This window comes from Bradyrhizobium sp. DOA9 (genome assembly GCF_000617845.2).
Taxonomy (GTDB): Bacteria; Pseudomonadota; Alphaproteobacteria; order Rhizobiales; family Xanthobacteraceae; genus Bradyrhizobium.
Genome location: NZ_DF820425.1, coordinates 784,032 through 808,646, shown reverse-complemented (window position 1 = coordinate 808,646; position 24,615 = coordinate 784,032). Strand labels below are relative to the sequence as shown.

Here is a 24,615-nt window from a genome sequence, read left to right as displayed (position 1 = left end):
CCTTGCGCTTTTAGCCTATTTTCTTGAGCATGATCTATTCGGAAAACCGCTGCACACTTTTCCGGATCATGCGCGAGCGCCGCAGAGCCAAAAAGCCGGGCGCAACAACAAAGGGAGGGGACGATGACGATCACACGACGGGCGCTGCTGGCTGCGCCGGCTATTCTCGCATTGACGCCGGCCAGGGCGCAGGCCGGCAAGATCACGCTGGTGGTGCCGTTCCCGCCGGGCGGCTCGACCGACGCCATGGCGCGGCTGCTGCAGGCGAACCTGCAGACCAAGCTTGGTCGCATCGTGGTGGTCGAGAACAAATCGGGCGCGGCCGGTGCGCTCGGCGCGGCGCAGGTCGCCAAGAGCGCGGCCGACGGATCGACCTTCCTCGTCACCTTCGATTCCCACGCGGTGATCCCGTCGATCCTCGACAAGCCGCCGGTCGACGTCGAGCGCGAGCTGATGCCGGTGCTGTTGATCGGCACCGCGCCTTACGTGATCGCGGCCGGCGCCGGACGCCCCTATAAGAGCTTTGCCGACGTGGTCGCCGCCTGCAAGGCAACCCCCGGTGCGGTGAAGTACGCCTCGGTCGGCATCGGCACGCTCGGCCATCTCGCAATGACCGTGCTCGGCAGCAGGGCCGGCGTCGAGATCATGCATGTGCCCTATCGCGGCGGCGGCCCGGCCATGAACGACGTGCTCGGCGGCCATGTCGACCTCATCGCGGGATCGGCGGCGCTGGTCGCCGCCCAGCTCGGCACCAACATGCTGCGACCGATCCTGCAGCTCGGCCGCGAGCGGCTGCCGGCCCTGCCTGATACGCAGACCGCGATCGAGGCCGGCTTTCAGGATTTCGAGACGCTGGCCTGGTGGGGCATCTTCGCGCCCACGGGCACGCCCGCCGACGTTGTTGCCGCCATGGCGACGGCCTCCAAGGAGATCCTGAGCGAGCCCGCGACCGCCGCCCAGCTCAAGGACACCCAGCACATGACGCTGCTGCTCCAGGACGGTGCCGCCTTCAAGACCTTCTTCGACAAGCAGGTCGCCACTTGGGGCAAGGTCGTGAAGGACAACAATATCAGAGCCTAGCTGATCGCCAGCCGATGGCGGCCTTGATCGAGGCGAGGGCTTCCGATTCGGCGCTCCCTTTGATATGTAGACCCCAGGCAACCCGCCTCGCCGGCGGGTTCCGCGGTCCCGTAGCTCAGCCGGATAGAGCGGCGGTTTCCTAAACCGTAGGTCGCATGTTCGAGTCATGCCGGGATCGCCATTTTGTCATGGGCCATAGCTGTCATTTGACAGGTCCTTCGGCGCAAGAATTGCTAGAAGCGAAAGACTTCCTTCCCGGCCTCGCCGACATATCGGCTGCGCCTCACTTCCCTGTCCGGAGACCATGATGCCTTTCGACCTGATCCTGCGCGGGGGGCGGGTGATCGACCCGTCCCAGAAGCTCGATGCCGTGACCGATGTCGCCTTTGCCGGCGGCAAGGTCGCCGCGATCGGCAGCGCCCTCAAGGGGGATCCGGGCACCGAGGTGCGCGACGTCTCGCAGTTCATCGTGTCGCCGGGGCTGATCGATCTGCACACCCATGTTTATTGGGGCGGCACCTCGCTCGGCATCGATGCCGAGGAGTTCTGCCGCCTCTCCGGCGTCACCACGGCGGTCGATACCGGCAGCGCCGGACCCGGCAATTTCGCCGGCTTCCGCAAGCATGTGATCGAGCCGAGCCAGGTCCGCATCCTCGCTTATCTGCACGTCTCGCATGCCGGCATCTTCGGCTTCTCGCATCGGATCATGGTCGGCGAGAGCGAGGAGCTGCGCTTGATGAATCCGGTCGAGGCGGCCGAGGTGGCTGATGCCAACCGCGATCTCATCGTCGGCATCAAGGTGCGCGTCGGCCTGCATTCCTCGGGCACCTCGGGCGCGGTGCCACTCGACATCGCCCTCGAGGTCGCGAACCAGGTCGGCATGCCGCTGATGGCCCATATCGACCATCCGCCGCCGAGCTATGAGGACGTGCTGGCGCGGCTGCGTCCCGGCGACGTGCTGACACATGCGTTCCGCCCATTCCCCAACACGCCGGCGACCGCGCAAGGCACCGTGAAGAAGGCGGTGCTGGAGGCGCGCGAGCGCGGCGTGCTGTTCGATATCGGCCATGGCAAGGGCTCGTTCGCGTTCAAGACCGCGCGCGCCATGCTCGCCAACGGCTTCTATCCCGACACCATCTCCTCCGACATCCATCAGCTCTGCATCGACGGCCCGGCCTACGACCAGGTCACGACCATGTCGAAATTCCTGTGCATGGGCATGGAGCTGCCGGATGTGATCGCGGCATCGACGGTGAACGCAGCGATGGCGCTGCGACGTCCCGAGCTCGGCAGCCTCAAGCCCGGCAGCGTCGGCGACGCCACCCTGATTTCGGTGAAGCAGGGCCAGTTCGACTACGAAGACGTCGTCGGCGAGCACCTGATCGGCGACCGCAAGATCGCGTCCGAAGGCGTCGTGATCGGCGGCCGCTGGTGGCATCCGAATTGACGATCGCTAGCCCTGCTCGCGATAGAATTGCAGCAGCCGCGCGCCCGCCGGCGACAGCCAGTCGGGCGCGCCCATGATGTAGCCTTCGACGCGGCTGCTCGTTCCGACCAGATAGGTGATGGGCATGCCGACGAGCGGGAACATCGCGGCCGATCCTTCGGCCGCGGCGCCGTAGCTGTCGGCATAGCAGGCGAGGTTCTGCACGGCGAGGCCGCCGAGAAATGCACGGATCTTGCGCAGGTCTTTGGTGTCCGTGCAGATGGCGATGATGTCGAGCCTATCAGCCCGCGAGGCGGCAAGGCTTGCGAGCATCGGCAGATCGAGCTTGCAGGCAGCGCACCAGGTCGCCCAGAAGTTCACCAGTGTGATGCGGCCCGGCTTTGCTGTCACCATTGCATCCCGGCTGTGCAAATCCTGAAGCCTGAGCTCGGGCATCACCGCGCGCGGCCGCACCAGCGTGAACTGGCTGCGGCCGGCCTCGAGCACCGGCGGCCAGCCGTCCTGCGCGCGGGCCACGCGCGGAACGGCAAGAGAGGCTGCCGCGGCCATCAGCATCGATCGCCGCGACAGCGCAACGCCTTCGTGCGTCGCTTTACGCATGGATATAGGCAAAACCTTTCAGTTGCAGATCGACGACGCGTCCGATCCCGAACGGGACGAGGCTCGCGCCTGCGATCAGTGGAATCGTGATCTGCTCCTTGGCTTCGGCGATCACCTTTGACGAGGCGCACATGCTGTAGCTGAGATTGGGCAGCGACTGTCGCAGCGTCGCGAGCGGCTCGACCAGCGGGGTCCTGTCGGCGCGGAAGACGTCGATGCCCTTGCCGTTGGCGACCACCTCGATCAGCAGCCTCGCGCCCCTGTCGGCAAAATGCCTGGAGAGGTTGGCCGAGTAGCTGATCGCGTGCCCCATGACATAAGGCTCGTTGCTGTCGATCAGGATGACGACACCGTCGGCGAGGCGATCCTCCCTGGCCGCCGCTGCGCCGCCGGCCGTGAGGATCGCCGTGCCTGCGAGCAGGCCCCTGCGGGACCATGCGTTGGCGGGGATCATGGTGACGGCGCTCCTGCCGGTCAGAACTGGCGCGGCGCGATCGGGGCCTTGTTGTTGCGCCCCCACAGCACGAACAGGCTCAGCGCCAGCAGGACGACATTGAGCGGCGTCACCGCGGCCTCGCCGCGCGAGAGGTGGAAGACGAGCGCAATCACCTGCAGCACCGAGCAGCCGAGCGCGGCGAGCACCGTCAGGCGTGGTAGGATCCGCGTCAGGGCCGGCAGCAGGATGCCAATGCCGCCGGCGAGATCGACCAGCGCGATGGAGCGGACGAAGGTCTCGGAATACTGCCGGCCCAGGGCATCATCGCCGCCAGTTGGGGAATCGGCGTCGTCAGCTTGACGAACCCTGCCGAGATGAAGACGAAGGCGAGGGCGACCTGCGCAGCCCAGAGGCCGATGCGAAGGGCGCGGCCGGGGGCGGGGGTCTCGAAGGTGCTGGCGGACATCGGGGTTCTCCAAACGGTGAGGGTTGCCACCATTTGATAGTTTCTCCCGTTTTGATCATTATATGTTCCGGGAGCAGTTCCTTTCCCGGATGTTGATGATCTCATGGATACGCTGGTCAGCATGCGGGTGTTTTGCCTGGTCGCGGAGCTGAAGAGCTTTGCGACCGCGGCTCAGCGCCTGCGCATTTCGCCCGCCATGGCAAGCAAGCATGTGATGCAGCTCGAGCAGCGGCTGGGCACGCGGCTGCTCAACCGGACCAGCCGGCGCGTCAGCCTGAGCGAGAGCGGCACGCTCTATTTCGAGCAGGCGCGGCAGATGCTGGATTCGCTCGACGAGGTCGAAGCGGCCGTCAGCAAGGCGACCGTCGTGCCGCGCGGCACCCTGCGGCTGACCGCGCCGGTGTGGATGGCGAATGCGATCTTCGCGGGCGTGCTGGCGGACTATCAGGCCCGTTATCCGGAGGTGGGCCTGGACGTCGATCTCAGTGGCCGGATGGTCAACCTTGTCGAGGAGGGATTCGATCTCGCACTTCGTGCGACGGCCGCGCCGGACGAAGCGTTGATCGCGCGTCCCATCACCAGGGTCCCGTTCTTGTTGGTTGCAGCCCCCGTATTCCTCCAACGCGCCGGACACCCGACGACGTTCGCTGATCTCGCCGGCCAGGCGTTGCTGCACTACGCGCTCTATCCAGGCGAGAGCTTCTCCCTCGACAGGAACGGCACGGTCGACACCGTGAAGCTCAACCCGGTCCTGCGCAGCGGCAACGAGACACTGCTGCACATGGCCGCGTTGGAGGGCATGGGCTTCGCCTTCCTGCCGAAATGGCTAACGGCTGACGACATCGCCGCCGGCCGGCTCGTTCACGTTCTGCCCGACGACGTCTTCTTTGAGGGGCGGCTGTTCGCGGTCTATCCGAGCCGCAAATACCTTTCCGCGAAGGTGCGGACCTTCATCGACTTCGTCGCCGGTGACAAGCGGATGAGGTAGTGCCGAGGGCACCACGAGATCACGGCGTGGCGGCCGTCAGTCGCGTCCCGCCTCCATGATCGCCCTGGCGAGCCGCACGGGGTCGGAGAAGCACAGCTCGTGGCTTCCCGGCACCTGCACCAGGCGGAACAGGCCGAGCTTCTCCGACAGACGCGGATGCCAGCCATAGCTGTGCGGCAGCGCGGTGTCCTCGGTGCAGTTGATGTAGGATTTGGCCAGCTGCATCTCGGCCGGGTTGGCCTTGAGCGCGATCTTGTCGGTGAAGGTCGCAAGCGGATGCGGATTGAGGACGTCGTAGGCCTTCTGCGCCGTCTCCAGGTCGGCATCGTTGATGAAGGCCTCGCGCCAGATCGGGAAAGGCAAGACCACCGAGCCGTCGCCGCGCTCGGCCGCGATGGCGTCGAACAGCCCGATATAGTGCGGCGGCACCATGTCGTTGAGGCATTCGCCGTTGTTGGGCACGAAGGCATTCCAATAGACCAGGCGGCGGATGCGCTCGGCTGCGAGGTCGGCGACCCCCGTGATGACCATGCCGCCATAGGAATGGCCGAGCAGGATCACATCCTTCAGGTCATTCTCGGCAAGGTAGTCGGCGATCGACTGGATCGCTGCCTTCAGCCCGGTCGTCTTGGCATCGCCCGGACGGTTGCCCTTGATGGTGGGGGTATGGACCTGATGGCCGGCTGCGCGGATCGGCGCGGCGACCGGCTCGAGCTCGGCACCTGTGTGCCAGGCGCCATGGACGAGAACGAAGGTCGACATGTTGTGGCTCCTCCCGAGGCTGTGGTTAGATTGGCGCAGCGTCGCCGCGCGGCAAGAGTGGACCGGCGACGGAATTGTTGCTTGGCTGGGAGTGAACCGGATTGGTCTCGGAGTGAACCGATGCAACAGATCGAGCGCCCCGTTCCGTCACGCCATTCGGCCTGGAATACGGTGGGCGTGCGGCCCCACGAGCAATTCGCCTATTATCGCGAGGCGATCTGCCAGGCTTTCATGAACCTGACGCCGGAGCCGGCGGCCGCAAGCGGCTTTCCCGCCAGCGTCGAGCACGTCCGTCTCGGCGATGCCGCGATCAATCGCGTCAGCTTCCCCGAACATGTGGTGCGCCGTTCTGCGGCCGATATTGCGGGGTCCGACCGCAGCTGCTTCTACCTCAATTTGAAGCTGGCCGGCCGCTGCCGTATCCAGCAGGACGGTCGCGAGATCAGCCTGTCACCCGGACAGGTCGGCATCTTCGACAGCGATCGGCAGTTCGCGCTCATGCACGATCGCGGCCCGCAATTGCGCGTCGCCTCGTTCTGGGTGCCGGCAGAGGACTTGCGTGAACGGCTGCCGGCTTCGTTCGACGTCGTACCGACGCGTCTCTCGGACGATCCGCTCATTGGCCATCTCATCGTCGAGACCGCGCGCACGCTCAGCGACGGCGCGCTGCGGATGAGCGAGGACGAAGGCGTGCGGCTGTTTCGGGCGCTGATCGAATTGGTTGCGGTGAGCCTGTCGCGAGGCAGCCGCGTGCACGCCGCTGAAGCCGAGAGTCTCGCCGATGCAACGACGCTGGCGGTGAAGCGTGCCATTCACCGGCGGCTTCGCCAGCCGGGTCTTGCGGTCGCGGACGTCGCCGACGCCGTCGGCATCAGCGACCGCTACGTGCACAAGCTGCTGGCGCGATCGGGCTCAGGCTTCACCGACTACGTCATCGACCACCGCCTCGACGGCGCGGCCAGGGATCTCAGGAATCCCGCGATGGCGGAGCGCGCGATCGGCGCCATCGCGTTCGATTGGGGCTTCTCGGACCTCTCCCACTTCACCCGCCGCTTCAAGCAACGCTTCGGCTGCCGGCCGCGCGACTGGCGGGGGCGGTGATCTCCAGCGACCTGATCTATAAGGATCTGGCGATCAACAGCTTCATGATCTCGTTGGTGCCGCCATAGATCTTCTGGATGCGGGAATCGATGAAGATGCGCGAGATCGGATATTCCTGCATGTAGCCGTAGCCGCCGAACAGCTGCAGGCATTCGTCGGCGGTCTCGACCTGCTTCTCCGAGCACCAATATTTCGCCATCGAGGCCGTGACGGTGTCGAGGTCCTTTGCGACCAGCCGCTCGATGCACCAATCGACGAAGACGCGCGCGATCATCGCCTCGGTCTTGCGCTCGGCGAGCGTGAAGGCGGTGTTCTGGAAATCCATCAGCGGCTTGCCGAACGCTTTCCGCTCCTTGGTGTAGTCGGTGGTGAGCTTGACCGCGCGCTCCATCGAGGCGACGGCACCGACCGCGAGCGCAAGCCGCTCCTGCGGCAATTGCTGCATCAGCTGCACAAAGCCCTGGCCTTCCTCCTTGCCGAGCAGGTTTTCCGGCGGCACGGTCACATTGTCGAAGAACAGCTCCGAGGTGTCGGAGGCGTGCAGGCCGATCTTGTCGAGGTTGCGCCCGCGCTTGTAGCCGTCCGCGCCCGCGGTCTCGACCACGATCAGCGAAATGCCTTTCGCGCCCGCTTCGCCGGTGCGCGCGACCACGATGACGAGATCGGCGGCCTGGCCGTTGGTGATGAACGTCTTCTGGCCGTTGATGACGTAGGAATTGCCCTGCTTCTTCGCCGTGGTCTTGACGGCCTGCAGGTCCGAGCCGGTCCCGGGCTCGGTCATGGCGATGGCACCGACCATCTCGCCGGAGGCCATCTTCGGCAGCCAGCGTTTCTTCTGCTCCTCCGAGCCGTAATTGAGGATGTAATGTGCGACGATGGCGCTGTGCACGGAGACGCCGGTGGTCAGCTCCGGCACCGTGCTTTCGAGGTCGTCCAGCACCGCCGCGTCATAGGCGAAGGTCGCGCCCAGCCCGCCATACTCTTCCGGCACGCTCGCCAGCAGCGCGCCCATCTCGCCGAGCCCGCGCCAGGCGAAGCGGTCGACCATCTTCTGCTCGCGCCATTTGTCGGCGTGCGGCGCCAGGTCCTTGGCGAGATATTTGCGGAACTGGTCGCGGAAGACGTCGAGCTCTTCGGTCATCCAGGAGGAGCGGTAGGACATGATTACCTCGGTTGATGCGGCGTTCCGGCTTGGGTAGGCCAGCCCGCCGCGGCAATTATTGTGTTTTCAGGCTGCGCCGGTGACGCTACCAAGGCGGCCGCAACGGCGTCTATCGGGGTGTCTGATTGTGACGACCAAAACCCAGGAGCTCAAGCTCGACATCGAGCGCATCGGCACTGTCTCGGCGATCCTGACGCAGCCGACCCATGCGCGCGCCTGCTACGTCCTGGCGCACGGCGCCGGCGCGGACATGCGGCATTCCTTCATGGAGAAGGTCGCGGCAGGTCTCGCTGAGCGTGGCATCGCGACGTTCCGCTTCAATTTCCCCTACATGGAGAAGAAGCTGGGACGCCCTGACCCGCCCGCCATCGCGCATGCGAGCGTCCGCGCAGCGGTCGCGGAGGCGGCGCGGCTCTGCCCCGGGCTGAAGCTCGTCGCCGGTGGAAAATCGTTCGGCGGCCGCATGACCTCGCAGGCGCAGTCGAAGTCGCCGCTCCCCGATGTCAAAGGGCTCGCATTTCTCGGCTTTCCCCTCCATGCCGCCAAGAAGCCGTCGAGCGAGCGGGCCGAGCACCTCGCTGCAATCGCGATTCCCCTGCTGTTCCTGCAAGGCACGCGCGACGAGCTTGCCGATCTGGGCTACCTCAAGCCGGTCATCGCGCAGCTCGGAGCGAAGGCGACGCTGCATGAGGTCGCAGGCGGAGATCACTCGTTTGCGGTGCTGAAGAAGTCCGGCCGGACCAATGACGAGGCGCTCACAGAGGTGCTGCACGCGCTCGCAGCCTGGATCGACAAGCTCTCCTGAAGCTCACGCCGCATAGAGCCCCTTGTCGCGCGCCTTCTGAATCGCCAGTGCGGCGATCAGGTCGAGCGTTGGTGTCGACAGGCCGGCGGTGCGCGCGAAGGCCTGGGGCGCCTTCACCAGCACGTCGATCTCCATGGCGCGGCCGAGCTCGTAATCCTGCAGCAGCGAGGGCTTGTGGTTGGGGGCAGGGCCGCTGCGGCTGACGCGCTTGACCTCGGGAATGAAGTATTGGGCGATCTCGTTGGCCTCGTTCAGCATGCGCGGAATCACCTCCGTGAAGGCGGGGTCGTCACGGACGCCGCGCGCGGTCTGGCCGGTAAGCAGGCACAGCACCGACAGCGACATGTTGGTCAGCAGCTTTGACCAGATCGCCTCGCGGATCTCGGCCACCGGCGGCGATTCCAGCCGCGCGTCGTTGAAGACACCGCGCAGCCTGGTGATGCGCTCGCAATTGCGGTCGTCGCACTCGCCGATCAGGAGGCGGTTGCGGTCCGGCGTGAGGTTCTGCACCACGCCGGGCGCGATCACCTCGTTGGAGGAGAAGATCACGCCGCCGATGATCCGCTCCTTCGGAATGCAGGCGCGCAGGCGCCCGCCGGGATCGAGGAATGAAATGTCGGGCGGCGCCGGGTGCCGCGGCGGCAGGCCGATACCGTACCACCAGGGAATGCCGTTCTGCGCAAACACGATCGCGGTGTCGTCCTGCAGCAGCGGCTTGATGCTGGAAACAAGCCCCTGAAGCGCGGTCGCCTTCAAGGTCGAGATCACGATGTCCTGCGGGCCGAGTTGGGCCGGATCGCCTGACGCGTTCACTTTGGCGCCAACCTCGGAATCGCCGACGCGCAGCTTGAGGCCATTGGCGCGGGCCGCCTCCAGATGCGCCCCCCGCATCACGCAACTGACCTCGTGGCCGGCGCGCGCCAGCCGTACCGCAATGTGGCTGCCGACGGCGCCCGCGCCGAAAATGCAGATGCGCATATTGATATCCCGTATCGATCCCGTGGTGTCGCCCGCGGTCAGCATGACACAAGCCGCCATGCGATGGACGCGGCTGCCCTACGCCGGAAAGATATGGATCAGGGCACGCGCTCTCGGCCATAGTGCGCGGCAAACAACCGGAGGACCGCCGATGAGTACCAGCCCCGTCCTGTGGAGCCTCGATGAACGCGGGATTGCGACCGTCACGTTGAACCGGCCGGAGGTCAACAATGCCTATGACGGCGCGCTGATCTCAGGCGTGCTCGCGGCCATGGACGACCTCGGCAGCAAGCCAAATCTGCGCGTCGTCGTGCTCCGGGGCAACGGCAAGCATTTCCAGGCCGGCGCCGACCTCAAATGGATCAACGGCGTGCGGCCGCAATCGCGCGAGGCGAACGAGGCGGCCTCGCGGGCGACGTTCGAAGCCGTGCAGCGGCTCAACACGTTGCCGATCCCGACCGTCGCGCTGGTGCAGGGCGGCTGCTTCGGCGGTGGTACCGGCGTCATCGCGGCCTGCGATGTCGTGATTGCCGCCGACAATGCCCTGTTCTCGATCACCGAGGTGCGCTGGGGCCTGACTGCGGCGATCATCATCCCGCAGCTCTGCGACGCCATTGGTGTACGGCAAGTCCGACGTTATGCGCTCACCGGCGAACGCTTCGGCGCCGAGGACGCCCGCCGCATCGGCCTCGTCCACGAGGTGGTGCCGCTCGCCGATCTCGAGGCCGCAGGCGCCAAGGTGGTCGAGCAGCTGCTCGCCAACGGACCGGAGGCGATGGCCGAGACCAAGAAGCTCGCGCTGGAAAGCTCGTTCGGCGGCATGGCGGTGGACGATGCCGCGTATACGCGGCTCGTGGAGCTGCACTCGCTCAAGCGCCAGAGCGTGGAGGCGGCCGAGGGGCTTGCGTCGTTCGCCGAGAAGCGCGGGGCGAACTGGGGCGGTGGCAAAGGTTAGGCGTCAGCAGCCGCGGCAGATGTTGTTGATGCTGCGGTAGACCGCATCGTCCTCCTGCCGCAGCTGGCGCAGCGTTTCGAGCGTCGTGCTCTCAGTCGCCGGCGCCGCAGGCTTGCGCTTCGCCACCAGCTCTTCCTCCTGCCGCTTGTAGCAGGCCTCGCGATCAGGCTTGGCCTGGATGAAGCGGCAGTTTTGCTCCAGGGCCGCGGCGGGCGCGGCCGAGAGCGCGAGGGTAATAAGAGCGGCGAAGCAGTATCTGACGATGATCGAATTCATGGCCGCACTTGTCTCAGGTTCACCGGTGGCGAGCAACCGCGATCTTGCGGGCATGAGGACCGCCGGCTAATGCGAGATCCAGTTCGAATCAGGTTTCGGGAAGGAACGCGCCATGCGAGCCATGACGATCGATGAACCGGCGCGCAAAGTGCCGCTCTACGGCGAGTATGAAGTCGTCGTGCTCGGCGGCGGCCCCGCCGGCATCGTGGCTGCAGCCGCCGCGGCACGCGGGGGGCGGACAACGCTGCTGATCGAGCGCTACGGCTTTCTCGGCGGCATGGGGACGGCCGCCGGCGTCACCAATTTCTGTGGCCTGCACGGCAACGTCCATGGCGAGCACCGGCGGCTGGTGCAGGGGCTCGCCTCGGAGCTGCTGGCGCGGATCGATCGCTTGAACGGCCTCAACGCGCCGCATCTGATCCTCGGCAAGGTCTTTGCCCAGGCCTATGACACCGCCGCCTACAAGATCGCGGCCGACCAGCTGCTCGCCAGCCACAAGGTGAATATCCTGTTCCACGCGCTCGGTGCCGGCGTCGTCATGGCAGATAGAGGCCGCATCGACGCGATGCTGGTCGAGACCAAGGCCGGCCGGCAGGCCGTGCGCGCGGAGATCTTCGTCGACTGCTCCGGCGACGGCGATCTTGCCGTGTGGGCCGGCGCGCCGTTCGAGATCGGCGACGAGCACGGCCATCCGCTCTATCCCTCGATGATGCTGCGTCTCAACGGCATCGATCCCGCCAAGGCCGGCGAGGCCTGGCGCACCATTCCGCAATTGATGGAGAAGGCCTCCGCGGCCGGCACCCACACGTTCCCGCGCAAGAGCGCCATTGTACGGCCGCAGAAATCCGGCATCGAATGGCGGGTGAACTTCACCCAATTGGCGCGCGAGGACGGCCATGCCATCAACGGCATCGAGCCCGACGATCTCACCCGCGGCGAGATCGAGGGCCGCAAGCAGGCGCTCGCCGCGTACGAGTTTTTGCGCAGCGCGGTGCCGGGCTTCGAAAAGTCCTACATCGTCGACCTGCCGCCGCAGCTCGGCATCCGCGAGACCCGCCGCATCAAGGGCGGCTACCAGCTCAGCGGTGAGGACGTACTCGGCTGTGCCTCGTTCGCCGATTCCATCGGCGTCAACGGCTGGCCGATCGAGGCCCATGTGCCCGGCGACGTCGTCTTCACCTTTCCGCCGATCCCGGAATCGCGCGGCTATAACGAGCTGCCTTACCGGATGCTGGTCCCTGAAGGCCTCGACAATCTCCTGGTCGCCGGCCGCTGTGCCTCGATGACCCACGAGGGCCAGTCGGCCGCGCGGGTCTCCGGGGCCTGCTTCGCAATGGGTGAGGCCGCCGGTTCCGCCGCCGCGCTGGCGCTGTCCGGAAACCTGTTACCACGCGAAATCCCCATTGAAAAATTGCAGGAAACGTTGAAACAACAGGGCGCCTTCATCGGAGGGGACCAGGCGGTGCCCGAAGGCCTGTAACGCACTGCAAGACAAAGCGGAGGAAACGGGATGATCGGGATTGCGCGGCTCGCGATAGCGGGCCTGATGGCGATCATGGCCATGGGGACGGCGCGGGCCGAGGATGCGCTGAAGGCCAGGATCGGCGTGCTCCGCCTGTCCTCGTCGGCGCCGGTCTTCATCGCGCTGGACAAGGGCTATTTCCGCGAGGCCGGCCTGGAGGTCGAGCTGAAGTTCTTCGACGCGGCGCAGCCGATTGCGGTCGCCACCACCTCGGGCGACGTCGATTTCGGCGTCACCGCCTTTACTGCCGGGCTCTACAATCTCGCCGGCAAGGGCACCCTGAAGGTGATCGGCGGCATGAGCCGCGAGAAGCCCGGCTATCCCCTGATCGGCTATTTCGCCAGCAACAACGCTTATACCGCCGGGTTGAAGACGCCGAAGGACCTCGCCGGCAAGCGCGTGGCGATGACGCAGGTCGGCTCGAGCTTCCACTATTCGCTCGGCCTGCTCGCCGATAAATACGGCTTCAAGCTCGCGGACGTGAAGATCGTGCCGCTGCAATCGCTGTCGAATGCCGCCGCTGCGCTCAAGGGCGAGACCGTCGATGCCGCCTTGCTCCCGATCTCGACCGCGCGAAAGCTGATGGACGAGGGTGGCGCGAAATTCCTTGGCTGGGTCGGCGATGAGACGCCGTGGCAGCTGGGGGCGGTGTTCGCATCGCCGAAGACGCTGGCCAACAAGGCGCTGGTGACGAAATTCCTCGGCGTGCTCGCGAAAGCCGACCGCGAATATCACGACGTCATTCTCGCCGCCATGAAGGACGGTGTCGCCCCGATCAACGAGCAGACAAAACCGCTGCTGGAGATCATCGCCAAGTACACCAACCTGCCGGTCGAGCAGGTGGTCGGCAACTGCGCCTATATCGATCCCGACGGCAAGCTCGACGTGAAGAACGTCGACAACCAGATCAAATGGCTGCAGGAGCAGGGCTTCGTCGACAAGGGCTTTGATGCGGATGCGATCATCGCCAAGGACTTCGTGAAGGCGGATTGATGTTGAAGATGCAGTCTCTCGCCGCAGGCGATGTGCCACCCTCCCCTGGAGGGGGAGGGTCGATCGCACCGGCGATGTGTAGCATCGTCCGGAGCGAGCGGGGTGGGGTGAGCCACGGCGGCAGCCTCTCCGTCGTTTGCTCCGACCACTCGCGGAGAGTTCGAGAGCGGGCATCATCAGCGCTGTCGCGGATAAACTGTCACCCCACCCCGGTTCGCATTTCGCTTCGCTCCATGCAAACCGACCCTCCCCCTCCAGGGGAGGGTGAAGAACCCGGGCTCATCACGTGGACCTGATCGCCAGCCACATCACCCATCGCTTCGGCGATCTCGCCGTGCTCGACGACGTCTCGTTCACCGTCAGCGCTGGCGAAGTGGTGGCGATCGTGGGGCCCTCCGGCTGCGGCAAGAGCACGCTGTTGTCGATCCTCGGCGGACTTTTGCAGCCGACCTCCGGGGCGCCGGAGCTCCGCGGCGCGCCGCCCGCGGACAGTCTCAATCCGCTGACCTTCGTGTTCCAGGACTTTGCGCTGCTGCCCTGGGCCACGGTCGAGGAGAACGTCGAGTTCCCGCTGCTGCACACCCAGCTCTCGGCCGCGCAGCGCCGCGCGCTGGTCGAGGATGCCCTGCGCCGCACCGGCCTCGCCGATTTTCGCCAGACCTACCCCAAGCAGCTCTCCGGCGGCATGCGCCAGCGCGTCGGCATCTCGCGCGCGCTCGCGGTGAAGCCGGCGATCCTCTTGATGGACGAACCGCTGTCGGCGCTGGATTCGCAGACCCGCGAGCTGCTGCTGGAGGATTTCATCCGCCTGCTCGCAGACGGCGGCATGGGCGCGGTCTACGTCACCCACAATCTCGAAGAGGCCGCGCGGCTCGCCGACCGCATCGTGGTGCTGTCGCGCCGGCCCGGCCGCATCCGCGAGGTCGTGACCGTGCCGATGACGCGCGCGGCCCGCGGCGAAGCGGCGGCGCGCGAAAAGCTGCTGGCGCTGCAGAATCAGATCTGGTCACTGATCCGCAACGAGGCGATCGACGCCGAGCGCGAGGTCCAGCATGCTTGATCGCGCGGCAACGGACACGGCCAAGAACGAAGCGACGCGGCCCGTTCGCTTCCGCGGCGCCGGCTTCGAGCCTGCCTCGAGCCGGTATGGCGGCTGGATCGCGCTCGCTTTGGTCATCGCCATCTGGCAGGCCGCCGGCAGCGCCGGCCTCGTCAATGCGCTGTTTCTGCCGACCCCTTCCGCAATTGTCCGCGCGATCTATCAGCTCGCCGTTTCCGGCGCACTCTGGCAGCATGTTTCGGCTTCGCTGCTGCGGATCGGCGTCGGCTGGCTGCTGGGAACGGCGGCCGGCATCGCCGTCGGCTTCGCCATCGGCCTGTCGCGGCTCGCGCGCAGCGTCGGCATCACCTTCATCTCGGCGCTGTTTCCGATTCCGAAGATCGCGCTGCTGCCGCTGCTCATTCTATGGCTCGGCATCGGTGAAGAGCCGAAGATCGCGACCATTGCGTTAGGGGTGTTCTTCTCGACCGCGATCTCGGTCTATAGTGGCGTCGATGCGGTGCCGCGCAACCTGATCCGCATGGCGCAGAGCTTCAACGTTCCCTTCGCCACCATCGTGCGCAAGGTGATCTGGCCGGGCGCGCTGCCGGCGATCCTCGCCGGCTTCCGCATCACCGCCTCCGTCGCGCTGCTGCTGGTGGTCAGCGCCGAGATGATCGGCGCCCAATACGGCATCGGCGCCTTCGTGCTGCAGGCCGGCAATCTGATGCAGACCGATCAACTGCTCGCGGGCGTCGTGATCCTGTCGGTGTTTGGGCTGGCGGTGGGCAAGGTGATCGGCTGGCTGGAGATGCGGCTGTTGCACTGGCGGTGAGGCATACTCCCGTCATTGCGAGGAGCTCTTGCGACGAAGCAATCCAGACTGTCGCCGCGGAAAGACTCTGGATTGCTTCGCTGCGCTCGCAATGACGATGTGGTTGGCAGTGAGACCGTCACGCGTTCCCGCGACCTTCCCTGAACAGATCCAGCTTCTGCTGCACCGGCCGGTCCGAGAAGCTGAACAGCACGGCGTCCTCCTCCGCCTCGTGCGTCACCCAGTGCCAGCTCGGCACCACGAACAGATCGCGCGGGCCCCATTCGAACATCGTATCGCCGATGCGGCTGCGGCCCCTGCCCTCGATCGGGCAGAACACCGTTGCGTCCGTCGAACGATAGCGCGCGGTGCTAAAACCCTTCGGCAGCAATTGGATGAAGGTGCCGATGGTCGGCATCGCGAAATCGCCGGTCTCGGGGTTGCTGAACTTCAGCTTGAGGCCGTGGCAGGCGTCCCATTCCTGGCTCGCCCTCGCTTTCTCCAGCGCCTCGCGGGTGTAGGCATAGGGATAGCTGAAGATCGGTGAAGTCTTCGAGCTCCGCTTGACGTCGACGGGCAAGAGGTTGTGGCCATAGCGGGCAAAGCTGTCGCCCGCGGGTTTTGTAATTTTCTGCTGGTCCTCTTTCGCGCCTTCCGCGAAGGAGCAGTCGAAGAACTGCACCAGCGGGATGTCGAGGCCGTCGAGCCAGAACATCGGCTGGTCTGTCTCGTTGGAATGATCGTGCCAGGTCATCGACGGCGTGATGATGAAATCGCCAGGCTCCATCGCGGTGCGCTCGCCGTCCACCGCGGTGTGAGCGCCCTTGCCCTCGAGCACGAAGCGGAGCGCAGACTGACTGTGGCGGTGCGCCGGCGCGACGTCGCCGGGCACCACCATCTGTACGCCGGCATAGAGCGAGGTCGTGATCTTGGATTGGCCGCGCAGGCCCGGGTTCTCCAGCACCAGCACGCGACGTTCGGCTTCCTTGGCCGTGATCAGCTTGCCGGCCTCCGTCATGTAGTCGCGGATAACGTCGAACTTCCAGAGGTGGGGCCGGCAGGCGCTTTTCGGCTCCGGCGTGATCAGGTCGCTCATAACCGTCCACAGCGCGGTGAGATTCTCGCCGTCGATCTTCCTGTAGAACGCCTCGCGTTCCGGCGTCTTGGTCACGGCTTCCATGGTTGCTGCTCCCGATCGTTTTGTTGATTGACAGTATACTGAGGATCTAGGTAGCGTCAATGTTGGCAGTGGTAGTTGTCGTCGTTCCGGAGCGATGCGATAGCATCGCATCCGAAAATCTCGAGATTCCGGGTTCTCGCTGCGCGAGCCCCGGAATGACGGCGAAGAATAAAAGGGAGGCCCTCCATGAAGCTGCACGGCTATTTCCGCTCCAGCGCCGCTTATCGCGTGCGGATCGCGCTGAACCTCAAGGGGCTCGGCGCCGAGCATCTGCCGCACCATTTGCGCAAGGGCGAGCAATGCGCTCCCAGCTATCTCGCCATCAATCCGCAAGGGTTGGTGCCGGCGCTGGAGGACGATGCGGGTGGCGTGCTGACGCAATCGGTGGCCATCATCGAATGGCTCGACGAGACCCATCCCAATCCGGCGCTGCTGCCGACGGATCCGCTGCGCCGCGCCAAGGTGCGCGCTTTCGCGCTGGCGATCGCCTGCGACACCCATCCGGTGCAGAACCTGAAGGTGCTGGCTCGCCTGCGCGAGCTCGGCCTGCCCGAGGAGAAGGTCCAGGATTGGGCCGCCTGGGTCAACCGCGAGGGCCTGTCGGCCTGCGAGACGCTGATCAAGAGCGAGCCGGGCCCGTTCTGCTTCGGCGATGCACCGACGCTGGCCGATCTCTGCCTCGTGCCGCAGCTCGGCAATGCGCGCCGCTTCGGCGTCGATGTCTCCGCCTATCCGCGCCTGCTCCAGGCCGAGGCCGCCGCCAAGGCACTGCCGGCCTTTGCCGATGCCGCACCGGAGAAGCAGCCCGATGCCGAGTAAGCCGTCCCCTCCGATCACGATCGACGCGGTCTATGCCGCGCCGGGCTATCTGTTCCGGCGCATGCAGCAGATCGCTGTCTCGATCTTCATGGAGGAGTGCAAGGCATTCGACCTCACGCCGGTGCAATATGCCGCGCTGGTCGCAATCCACACCCATCCCGGCATCGACGCGACGCGGCTGTCGGCGGTGATCGCCTTCGACCGCTCCACGCTTGGCAGCGTGATCGAACGGCTCCAGGCCAAGGCCTATATCGAGCGCAGGCCGGCCCCCGAGGACAAGCGGATCAAGCTGCTCTACCTGACCAGGTCGGGCGCTGCGACCCTGCGCGAGATCATCCCCGCCGTCGAGCGCGCGCAGGGGCGGATGCTCGAGCCGCTCAAGCCGGCCGACCGCAAGGCGCTGATGGGTCTGCTGGCGCAGCTGGTCGATCTCAACAACGAGGCCTCACGCGTGCCGCTGCGCGCGGAGGACGCGCTGGAGCATCTGGGCAAGGCGGGGTGAGGGGAGCGGCCAGCCCAGGGCGCGATCTCGTAGGGTGGGCAAAGGCGCGCTTGCGCCGTGCCCACGATATCTCTCGCAATGGGCAATGGTGGGCACGCTTCGCTTTGCCCACCCTACGATTGCGGTGAGTGTGGCGACGCGCCGCCTCACATCCTCAGCAGCGCCTGCCGATCGATCTTCCCCGTCCCCGTCTTCGGCAGCTCGTCGATGAAGATCACCTCGCGCGGATATTTGTACGGCAGCAGCCGGCCCTTGACGTAATCCTGCAGCCTGCGCGTCGCCTCATTCTGGTTCACCGCGCGATTGTTCATCACCACCACCGCCTTCAGTGTCATGCGACGGTCCGGCAGCTCGGCGGCGAACACCGCGCATTCGCGGATATCGGGGTGGTCGGCGAGGCACAGCTCGACCTCGAGCGGATAGACCCACTGGCCGGAAATCTTGATGAGATCGTCGGCGCGGCCGCGGAAGAAGTGGAAGCCGTCGGCATCGCGCACGAAGCGGTCACCGGTGTAGATCCAGCCGCCTTCGCGGATGGTCTCGGCGGACTTGTCCGGCCGGTTCCAGTACAGCGGCGTGTTGGAATCGCCGCGCACCCACAGAATCCCTTCCTCGCCGTTGGCGACGTCGTTTCCGTCCTTGTCGCGCAGCGCGACCTCGTAGCCGGGGACGCGCAGGCCCGCCGCGCCCAGCTTCTTCCGCTCTGGCCGGTTGGAGAGGTAGATGTGCAGCACCTCGGTCGAGCCGAGGCCTTCGACGATCTCGAGCCCCGTGAGCGTCTTCCAGCCGTTGAAGACCTCGGCCGAAAGCACCTCGGCGGCGGAGAGCGCCATGCGCAGCGACGAGAAATCCGTCTTGTCCGCGCCTTCCGCCTTGGTCAGCGCGGTGTACAGCGTCGGCAGGCCGAAAAAGACCGTCGGCTTGTATTGCTCGATCGCCGCGAAGATCGAGGCGGGCTTGGGCTGGCCCGGCAACAGCAGTGTCGCAGCGCCCGCCGAGAACGGGAAGGTGACGGAATTGCCGAAGCCGTAGGCGAAGAAGATCTTCGGCACCGAGAAGCAGACGTCGTCGGGCGTCAGCTTCAGCACGTTGCGAGCAAAGGCGGCATCGCTGTAGGCCATGTCGTGCTGCAGGTGCACGATGCCCTTGGGCCGTCCGGTCGAGCCGGAGGAGTACATCCAGAACGCCATCTCGTCGCGCTGCGTCGGCGCTTCCGCAAGCTCGGCCGGAAATTGCGCGAGCCAGCTCGCCGCCGCGAGCGCCCGTGGCGCCGCGTGCTCGCCGACAGCGCCGTTGGCGACGATCAGCGTATGCAGCTTGGTTGCCTTGCAAGCCTCCGCATCGAAGCGCGCCGCGAACTCGGCATCGGCCACCGCGACGCTCGCGCCGGAATCGGCGAGATAGAATAGCAACAGGTCCGGCGGCGTCAGGGTGTTGATCAGCAGCGGCACGAAGCCGGCGCGCACCGCGCCGAAGAAGGCGGCGGGATAGGCCGGCGTGTCGTCGAGAAACAGCAGCACGCGATCGCCGCGCGCAAGGCCAAGCGAGGCGAGACCGTTGCCCCAGCGGCAGGCTTCTGCGCAGAGCTCAGCGTAGGTGCGCGTACCAACCGGACCGATCAGCGCGAGCCTGTCGCCGCGGCCCTTGCCGAGATTGTCGAACAGCACGCGGCTGGCGTTGTAGATGTCCGGAACGGCGAAGCCGATCTCGCGTGCCCCTGCGCTGTCGGCAGGCACTTGGTCGCGGACGTCGTTGCTCATGCCGTGGCCTCGTCGCTTGCATCTCCGCCATTGTCTTTGCCGTTCTTGGCGGCCTCGTACCGTGCCATGAAGGCCGGCGACATGTGGCGCAGGCGCGCATCGTCGATGCGGCCGGAGCGGGTGATATAGCTGTAGGCGAAATCCAACAGGTCGAGCTGCATGTGCTGGGCGAAATGCTCGTACCAGAACGCACTGGTGCGCGCGGCGTTGACGAGCTTCTGCACGATGGGCTTGCGCGCGGCCTGATAGCGATGCAGGGCGGTGGCGAGATGCGCGTCCGATTCCAGCGCCTTGACGAGGGCGATGGCATCCTCGATCGCGAGCCGCGTGCCCGAGCCGATCGAGAAATGCGCCGAATGCAGGGCGTCGCCGAGCAGCACCATGTTCTTGAACGACCAGTGCTCGTTCCAGACCCAGGGGAAATTGCGCCAGACCGATTTGTTGGAGACGAGGCAATGGCCGCCGAGCGTGTCGGCGAACACCTCCTCGCAGACGCCCTTGGACTGCTCGACGTCCTTGTAGGCGAAACCATAGGCCTGCCAGGTGGCGTGGTCGCATTCGACCAGGAAGGTGCTCATGGTCGGCGAATAGCGGTAGTGATGGGCGTTGAAGGCGCCGCGCTCGGTCTTCACGAAGGTCTGCGACAGCGTGTCGAAGCGTTTCGAGGTGCCGTACCAGACGAATTTGTTGGATGAGTAGGACAGCGAGGTGCCGAAATCGCCCTCATAGGTGCGGCGCACCAGGGAGTTCAGGCCGTCGGCGGCGACGATCAGATCGTGGCCGTTGAGCTGGTCGATCGCCTGGATCTGCGTGTCGAAGCGTGGCGTGACGCCGACGTCGAACGCGCGTTGCTGCAGGAACTTGAGGAGTTCCAGCCGGCCGATCGATGAGAAGCCGACGCCGTCGATGGCGACGCTGTCGCCGGCGAGGTTCAGCGTGATGTTCTCCCAGCTCTCCATGTGCGGGGCGATCGCATCGACCGTCTCGGGGTCGTCGGTGCGCAGGAACTCCAGCGCCTGGTCGGAGAACACGACGCCAAAGCCCCAGGTTGCGTCGGCCGGGTTCTGTTCGAACAGGTCGACCTGATCCTCGGGGTGACGCTTCTTCCAGAGATAGGCGAAGTAGAGCCCACCGGGCCCCCCGCCAATCACGGCGATCCGCAACGTCTGCCTCCCTAATTGACAGTATACTTACTATCTAGGGGTAGACTAATGTGCTCCGGCGTCCGGCGCCAGCGGAATTATCGCAAGCGCGTGGCACGCCGAAGCCCGTCTTCCGGACGCGCGTTTCGCGGATCCGAAACCGTCAGGCACGAATCATAGCCAAACCGGGGTGGATTGGCCACCGGGGCGTCAGACGCAGCGTTTCACATAGCCCCCATTGACCGGAACCTGGTGCAGCGGACCAAAGCCGCGGACGATCATCCGCTTCGTCTTACCTCGCGGCGAAAGGCGCGAGCACGTCCTTGCAGGCCGGCGACAGCGATGCTGCCCGGTTGGAAATGCATTGGATGATCCGGCCGCCGCCGGGCGCCACGCCGGCGCAGAGGGTGCGGATGTCGGCGCCGCAGGCCGACCGCACGATGAACAGCTCTTCGCGCGGGAGCAATGGCCGCAGCACGATGACGGCCGGTGCGGCGGCAGGCGCTGCCTCTGCGGCCGGTGCAGCACCGGACGCAGGCGGGGCCGCTCCGACACCGAAGGCGGCGTTCACCGCTTTGGCGCAGCCCGCCGACACCTTTGCCTTGTTCTTCTCCAGGCATTCGACCGCGGGCGCGCCGCCGGGCGGCACGCTGGCGCAGACCTTGGGATAGTCGCCGCGGCAGGCGCTCTTGATCGCGGACACCTGGGCGGGGCTCGGCTGCTTTGCGGCCGCTGCCTTCGGTGCGGCTGCCGCTGCCGGTTTGGCAGCCGGCTCGGCGGCGGGCGCCGCTTCCGTTTTTGCCGGCTCGGATTTGGCAGGCTCGGATTTGGCGGGCGCCGCTTCGGTTTTCGGCGCGGCGGCCGGCTCGACCGCGCGAACCGCAGCCTGGCACGCCGACGACAGGCTCGACATGTTCTTGGCGAGGCATTGAACCGCCTCCACGCCGCCGGGCGTCACGCTCGAGCAATGCGCCATGAAGTCCGAGCGGCATGCGGACCGGATGGCGCTCTTCTGCGCCTCGGTCTGCGCGAACGCTCCTGTTGCGGTTGCGAAGAGTGCCATGGCCAGCAACGCGGTGCGCGTCGATGCATGTTTCAACGTGTTGAACATTTGAATGAATTCCTGCCCGATCGGGAACGCCGACAATTCTGAAAAGATATGCAAGCGCAATCGTCGCGAGGGTCAGCTCGCGAGCGGCATCTTTGGCCGCTTTCGCCTCTGCCGCAAGTCAATTATGCCACCGCAATTGGGGCGCGCGGATTACGTCGTCAGCTTCACCATGCGCTTGCCGCGGTTCTCGCCCGCAAGCAATCCGATCAGCGCTTTCGGCGTGCTCTCGAGCCCGTCGAGAATGTCCTCCTGCACCTTGAGCTTGCCGGATTTCACCCAGGCCTGGAGATCGGCGAGCGCACGCGCGCTGTCCTTCATGTAGTCCATCACGATGAAGCCCTGCATGGTCAGCCGCTTCACCACGATCAGACCGGGCACGCCGCGCGGGCCATGTGCCGCAGGCGCGCCGTCATATTGCGAGATCGCGCCACAGCAGGCGATGCGGCCGTAATTGTTCATCTGGGGCAGGCAGGCTTCGAGAATGTCGCCGCCGACATTGTCGAAATAGACGTCGATACCTTGCGGCGCCGCTGCGCGCAGTGCCTTGAACAATGCGCCGTCCTTGTAGTCCACGGCGGCATCGAAGCCGAGCTCCGAGGTCAGCCAGTTGCACTTCTCAGTGCCGCCGGCGATGCCGACGACGCGGCATCCTCTGATCTTGGCGATCTGCCCGACGATCGAGCCGACCGAGCCTGCGGCCGCCGAGACCACCACGGTCTCCCCTTCTTTGGGCTTGCCGATCTCCAGCAGGCCGAAATAGGCGGTGAGGCCGGCGACGCCGAACACGCTGAGCAGATGCGTCATCGGCTCGAGCTTCGGCATTTTGGTCAGATGCTTCGCCGGCACGGCGGCAAATTCCTGCCAGCCGGTGTCGCCGAACACGATATCGCCGGGCGCAAGCCCCGCTGCCTTCGAGCTGACGACCTCGGCGATGGCGCCGCCGGCCATGACGCTGTTGGCTTCGACGGCGGAACGATAGGTCGCGCCGTGCATCCAGGCGCGGTTGGCCGCGTCGAGCGAGATGTAGCGCACGCGCAGCAGGGCCTCGCCGTCTTTCGGTTCCGGCATCGCGCCCTCGATCATCTTGAAGTGCTCGGGGCCGAGCTTGCCGCTGGGCTTTTCCACCAGCAGAATCTGGCGATTGATGTTGCCGCTCATGGCGTTTCCCTCTTCATTTGTTTGACGATTATTGATGCAGCCGCCGCGAAGAAAACGTGCAGGGCGCATGTGTCGTGCGCCGCATGAAGGCTAGATCGCCGCATTCCATTTCACAACGGGAACATCCTGAAAACGCGAGCACACGCAAAGCGTGTTGCGTCGCTCGGTTATCTGCGACATCATGAAGCGCCGGACTATGTAGGGGTAAGCGATGTCCAACAGGTTCACGCAATACATTCTGGCCGCGATGGTGCTGGGCATCGTCATGGGCTCGGCGATCTACAACTTCCTGCCGGACACGCGTGCCGACTGGGCCTCCTCCATCAACCTGATCGCAATGATGTTCCTGCGCCTGATCAAGATGATCATCGCGCCCCTGGTGTTCGCGACCCTGGTCGGTGGCATCGCTCATATGGGCTCGGGCTCCAAGCTCGGCCGCATCTTCGCCAAGACCATGGGCTGGTTCGTCAGCGCGTCCTTCGTTTCGCTGCTGCTCGGTCTGATCATGGTCAACCTGCTGCAGCCGGGCGCCAACTTCCCCGGCACGCTGCCGGCGGCCGGCCAATCGACCGGCCTGCCGGTCTCGGCCTTCTCGATCGAGAAATTCCTCACCCATCTGATTCCGACCTCCATCGCCGATGCGATGGCCCAGAACGAGATCCTGCAGATCGTGATCTTCGCCGTGTTCTTCTCGGTGGCGATGGGCGCGATGCCGGAGCGGTCCAAGTCGATCCTGGCGCTGATCGACGACGTCGGCCACATCATGCTGAAGGTGACGGGCTACGTCATGCTGTTCGCCCCGCTGGCGGTGTGGGCCGCGATCACCGCGACGGTGGCGAAGAACGGTCTCGCCGTGCTGTGGAAGCTCATCGTTTTCATGGGTGGCTTCTATCTCTCGCTGGCGATCCTGTGGACCATCCTGGTCATCGTCGGCTTCATCGTGATCGGGTCGCGGTACGGCCATCTCTTGAAGCTGGTCCGCGAGCCGCTGATGATCGCGTTCTCGACCGCGAGTTCGGAAGCGGCCTATCCGAAGACGCTGGAGGCGCTCAACCGCTTCGGCGCCTCGTCGCGAATCTCGAGCTTCGTGCTGCCGCTCGGTTATTCCTTCAATCTCGACGGCACGATGATGTACTGCACTTTCGCGGCCGTCTTCATCGCGCAGAGCTATCATATCGACATGCCGCTCGGCACCCAGCTCGCGATGCTGGCGACGCTGATGATCACCTCCAAGGGCGTCGCCGGCGTGCCGCGCGCCTCCCTCGTCGTGATCGCCTCGACGCTGGCGCAGTTCAACATTCCCGAGGCCGGCCTCCTGATGATCATGGGCATCGACACCTTCCTCGACATGGGCCGTAGCGCCACCAACGTGATCGGCAATACGCTTGCGACCTCGGTCGTGGCCAAATGGGAAGGCGAGCTCGGCCCCGAGCACGAGCTTGGCCCCGGCGATGTCGTGCCCGACGACATGGTCCCGGGCGAGGTGCCCGCGATGGCCGGCCATGGGTAGGAGCGAGCC

General features: G+C 65.6%; 24 protein-coding genes, 1 tRNA gene and 1 pseudogene. 14 read left to right on the top strand and 12 right to left on the bottom strand.

What is annotated here, in order from left to right; genetic code table 11:
• Positions 1-123 precede the first annotated feature (123 nt).
• The 3 genes from BDOA9_RS03725 (at position 124) to BDOA9_RS03715 (ending at position 2,527) form a co-directional block, all read left to right on the top strand.
• Positions 124-1,080 carry a tripartite tricarboxylate transporter substrate-binding protein gene (locus BDOA9_RS03725; RefSeq protein ID WP_025032610.1) on the top strand — a complete coding sequence of 319 codons (957 nt, stop codon included), beginning with the start codon at positions 124-126 and terminating at the stop codon, positions 1,078-1,080.
• 104 nt (positions 1,081-1,184) lie between these two features.
• Positions 1,185-1,261: transfer RNA gene (locus BDOA9_RS03720), tRNA-Arg, on the top strand.
• 126 nt (positions 1,262-1,387) lie between these two features.
• Complete coding sequence (locus BDOA9_RS03715; RefSeq protein ID WP_025032609.1) at positions 1,388-2,527, top strand: amidohydrolase/deacetylase family metallohydrolase; 1,140 nt, start codon at positions 1,388-1,390, stop codon at positions 2,525-2,527.
• Positions 2,528-2,533: 6 nt separating this feature from the next.
• On the opposite strand, the gene BDOA9_RS03710 is transcribed toward BDOA9_RS03715, so the two are convergent.
• The 3 genes and pseudogenes from BDOA9_RS03710 to BDOA9_RS03700 all read right to left on the bottom strand — a co-directional run bounded on the left by BDOA9_RS03710 (position 2,534) and on the right by BDOA9_RS03700 (position 4,029).
• Positions 2,534-3,127, bottom strand: coding sequence for a TlpA family protein disulfide reductase (locus BDOA9_RS03710; RefSeq protein ID WP_025032608.1), 594 nt, complete (start codon positions 3,125-3,127; stop codon positions 2,534-2,536).
• Positions 3,120-3,581, bottom strand: coding sequence for a DsrE family protein (locus BDOA9_RS03705; RefSeq protein WP_025032607.1), 462 nt, complete (start codon positions 3,579-3,581; stop codon positions 3,120-3,122). The genes BDOA9_RS03710 and BDOA9_RS03705 overlap by 8 nt, the downstream gene beginning before the upstream one ends.
• A 20-nt stretch (positions 3,582-3,601) precedes the next feature.
• Positions 3,602-4,029, bottom strand: a pseudogene (locus BDOA9_RS03700) (DoxX family protein).
• Positions 4,030-4,132: 103 nt separating this feature from the next.
• Between BDOA9_RS03700 and BDOA9_RS03695 the strand changes: the two are divergent.
• The gene (locus tag BDOA9_RS03695; protein ID WP_025032606.1) at positions 4,133-5,017 is read left to right on the top strand and encodes a LysR family transcriptional regulator; all 885 of its coding nucleotides are present in this window, start codon (positions 4,133-4,135) and stop codon (positions 5,015-5,017) included.
• A gap of 36 nt (positions 5,018-5,053) precedes the next feature.
• Here the strand turns inward: BDOA9_RS03695 and BDOA9_RS03690 are convergent, their stop codons facing one another.
• Positions 5,054-5,779 (bottom strand): alpha/beta hydrolase, encoded by a 726-nt coding sequence (locus BDOA9_RS03690; RefSeq protein WP_025032605.1) that lies wholly within the window; start codon positions 5,777-5,779, stop codon positions 5,054-5,056.
• A 120-nt stretch (positions 5,780-5,899) separates the two neighbouring features.
• On the opposite strand from BDOA9_RS03690, the gene BDOA9_RS03685 reads away from it, so the two are divergent.
• Positions 5,900-6,880 carry a helix-turn-helix domain-containing protein gene (locus BDOA9_RS03685; RefSeq protein WP_025032604.1) on the top strand — a complete coding sequence of 327 codons (981 nt, stop codon included), beginning with the start codon at positions 5,900-5,902 and terminating at the stop codon, positions 6,878-6,880.
• 16 nt (positions 6,881-6,896) lie between these two features.
• Here the strand turns inward: BDOA9_RS03685 and BDOA9_RS03680 are convergent, their stop codons facing one another.
• Positions 6,897-8,042 (bottom strand): acyl-CoA dehydrogenase family protein, encoded by a 1,146-nt coding sequence (locus tag BDOA9_RS03680; protein WP_025032603.1) that lies wholly within the window; start codon positions 8,040-8,042, stop codon positions 6,897-6,899.
• 127 nt (positions 8,043-8,169) lie between these two features.
• Here BDOA9_RS03680 and BDOA9_RS03675 point away from each other — a divergent pair, with 127 nt between their 5' ends.
• The gene (locus BDOA9_RS03675) at positions 8,170-8,847 is read left to right on the top strand and encodes an alpha/beta hydrolase family protein (protein WP_025032602.1); all 678 of its coding nucleotides are present in this window, start codon (positions 8,170-8,172) and stop codon (positions 8,845-8,847) included.
• Positions 8,848-8,850: 3 nt separating this feature from the next.
• On the opposite strand, the gene BDOA9_RS03670 is transcribed toward BDOA9_RS03675, so the two are convergent.
• Positions 8,851-9,825 carry a ketopantoate reductase family protein gene (locus tag BDOA9_RS03670; protein ID WP_025032601.1) on the bottom strand — a complete coding sequence of 325 codons (975 nt, stop codon included), beginning with the start codon at positions 9,823-9,825 and terminating at the stop codon, positions 8,851-8,853.
• Positions 9,826-9,976: 151 nt separating this feature from the next.
• On the opposite strand from BDOA9_RS03670, the gene BDOA9_RS03665 reads away from it, so the two are divergent.
• Entirely contained in the window at positions 9,977-10,780 is an 804-nt protein-coding gene (locus BDOA9_RS03665) for an enoyl-CoA hydratase-related protein (protein WP_025032600.1), read from the top strand.
• Positions 10,781-10,783: 3 nt separating this feature from the next.
• Here the strand turns inward: BDOA9_RS03665 and BDOA9_RS03660 are convergent, their stop codons facing one another.
• Positions 10,784-11,056, bottom strand: a complete 273-nt coding sequence (locus tag BDOA9_RS03660; RefSeq protein WP_025032599.1) for a hypothetical protein — start codon at positions 11,054-11,056, stop codon at positions 10,784-10,786.
• Between the two features lie 112 nt (positions 11,057-11,168).
• Here BDOA9_RS03660 and BDOA9_RS03655 point away from each other — a divergent pair, with 112 nt between their 5' ends.
• From BDOA9_RS03655 to BDOA9_RS03640, 4 genes are all read left to right on the top strand, one after another.
• Positions 11,169-12,536: an FAD-dependent oxidoreductase gene (locus tag BDOA9_RS03655; RefSeq protein WP_025032598.1), complete on the top strand. Its 1,368-nt coding sequence runs from the start codon at positions 11,169-11,171 to the stop codon at positions 12,534-12,536.
• 30 nt (positions 12,537-12,566) lie between these two features.
• Positions 12,567-13,571 carry an ABC transporter substrate-binding protein gene (locus BDOA9_RS03650; protein ID WP_025032597.1) on the top strand — a complete coding sequence of 335 codons (1,005 nt, stop codon included), beginning with the start codon at positions 12,567-12,569 and terminating at the stop codon, positions 13,569-13,571.
• A gap of 286 nt (positions 13,572-13,857) precedes the next feature.
• Positions 13,858-14,631, top strand: coding sequence for an ABC transporter ATP-binding protein (locus tag BDOA9_RS03645; protein ID WP_025032596.1), 774 nt, complete (start codon positions 13,858-13,860; stop codon positions 14,629-14,631).
• The gene (locus BDOA9_RS03640; protein WP_025032595.1) at positions 14,624-15,445 is read left to right on the top strand and encodes an ABC transporter permease; all 822 of its coding nucleotides are present in this window, start codon (positions 14,624-14,626) and stop codon (positions 15,443-15,445) included. Before BDOA9_RS03645 ends, BDOA9_RS03640 begins: the two co-directional genes overlap by 8 nt.
• A gap of 118 nt (positions 15,446-15,563) precedes the next feature.
• Here the strand turns inward: BDOA9_RS03640 and gtdA are convergent, their stop codons facing one another.
• The gene (gtdA, locus tag BDOA9_RS03635) at positions 15,564-16,604 is read right to left on the bottom strand and encodes a gentisate 1,2-dioxygenase (protein WP_025032594.1); all 1,041 of its coding nucleotides are present in this window, start codon (positions 16,602-16,604) and stop codon (positions 15,564-15,566) included.
• 186 nt (positions 16,605-16,790) lie between these two features.
• Here gtdA and maiA point away from each other — a divergent pair, with 186 nt between their 5' ends.
• Complete coding sequence (maiA, locus tag BDOA9_RS03630) at positions 16,791-17,423, top strand: maleylacetoacetate isomerase (RefSeq protein ID WP_025032593.1); 633 nt, start codon at positions 16,791-16,793, stop codon at positions 17,421-17,423.
• On the top strand, positions 17,413-17,925 hold the full coding sequence (locus BDOA9_RS03625) for a MarR family winged helix-turn-helix transcriptional regulator (protein ID WP_025032592.1): 513 nt from the start codon (positions 17,413-17,415) through the stop codon (positions 17,923-17,925). The genes maiA and BDOA9_RS03625 overlap by 11 nt, the downstream gene beginning before the upstream one ends.
• A gap of 146 nt (positions 17,926-18,071) precedes the next feature.
• Here the strand turns inward: BDOA9_RS03625 and BDOA9_RS03620 are convergent, their stop codons facing one another.
• From BDOA9_RS03620 to BDOA9_RS03605, 4 genes are all read right to left on the bottom strand, one after another.
• Positions 18,072-19,685, bottom strand: coding sequence for a benzoate-CoA ligase family protein (locus tag BDOA9_RS03620; RefSeq protein ID WP_025032591.1), 1,614 nt, complete (start codon positions 19,683-19,685; stop codon positions 18,072-18,074).
• On the bottom strand, positions 19,682-20,848 hold the full coding sequence (locus BDOA9_RS03615; RefSeq protein WP_025032590.1) for an FAD-dependent monooxygenase: 1,167 nt from the start codon (positions 20,846-20,848) through the stop codon (positions 19,682-19,684). The genes BDOA9_RS03620 and BDOA9_RS03615 overlap by 4 nt, the downstream gene beginning before the upstream one ends.
• Positions 20,849-21,119: 271 nt before the next feature.
• A complete protein-coding gene (locus BDOA9_RS03610) occupies positions 21,120-21,938 on the bottom strand; it encodes a cysteine rich repeat-containing protein (protein ID WP_025032589.1) in 819 nt (272 codons plus the stop codon).
• A gap of 150 nt (positions 21,939-22,088) precedes the next feature.
• Positions 22,089-23,096 carry an NADP-dependent oxidoreductase gene (locus BDOA9_RS03605; RefSeq protein WP_025032588.1) on the bottom strand — a complete coding sequence of 336 codons (1,008 nt, stop codon included), beginning with the start codon at positions 23,094-23,096 and terminating at the stop codon, positions 22,089-22,091.
• Positions 23,097-23,307: 211 nt separating this feature from the next.
• Between BDOA9_RS03605 and BDOA9_RS03600 the strand changes: the two genes are divergently transcribed.
• Positions 23,308-24,606, top strand: a complete 1,299-nt coding sequence (locus tag BDOA9_RS03600) for a dicarboxylate/amino acid:cation symporter (protein ID WP_025032587.1) — start codon at positions 23,308-23,310, stop codon at positions 24,604-24,606.
• Positions 24,607-24,615 lie beyond the last annotated feature (9 nt).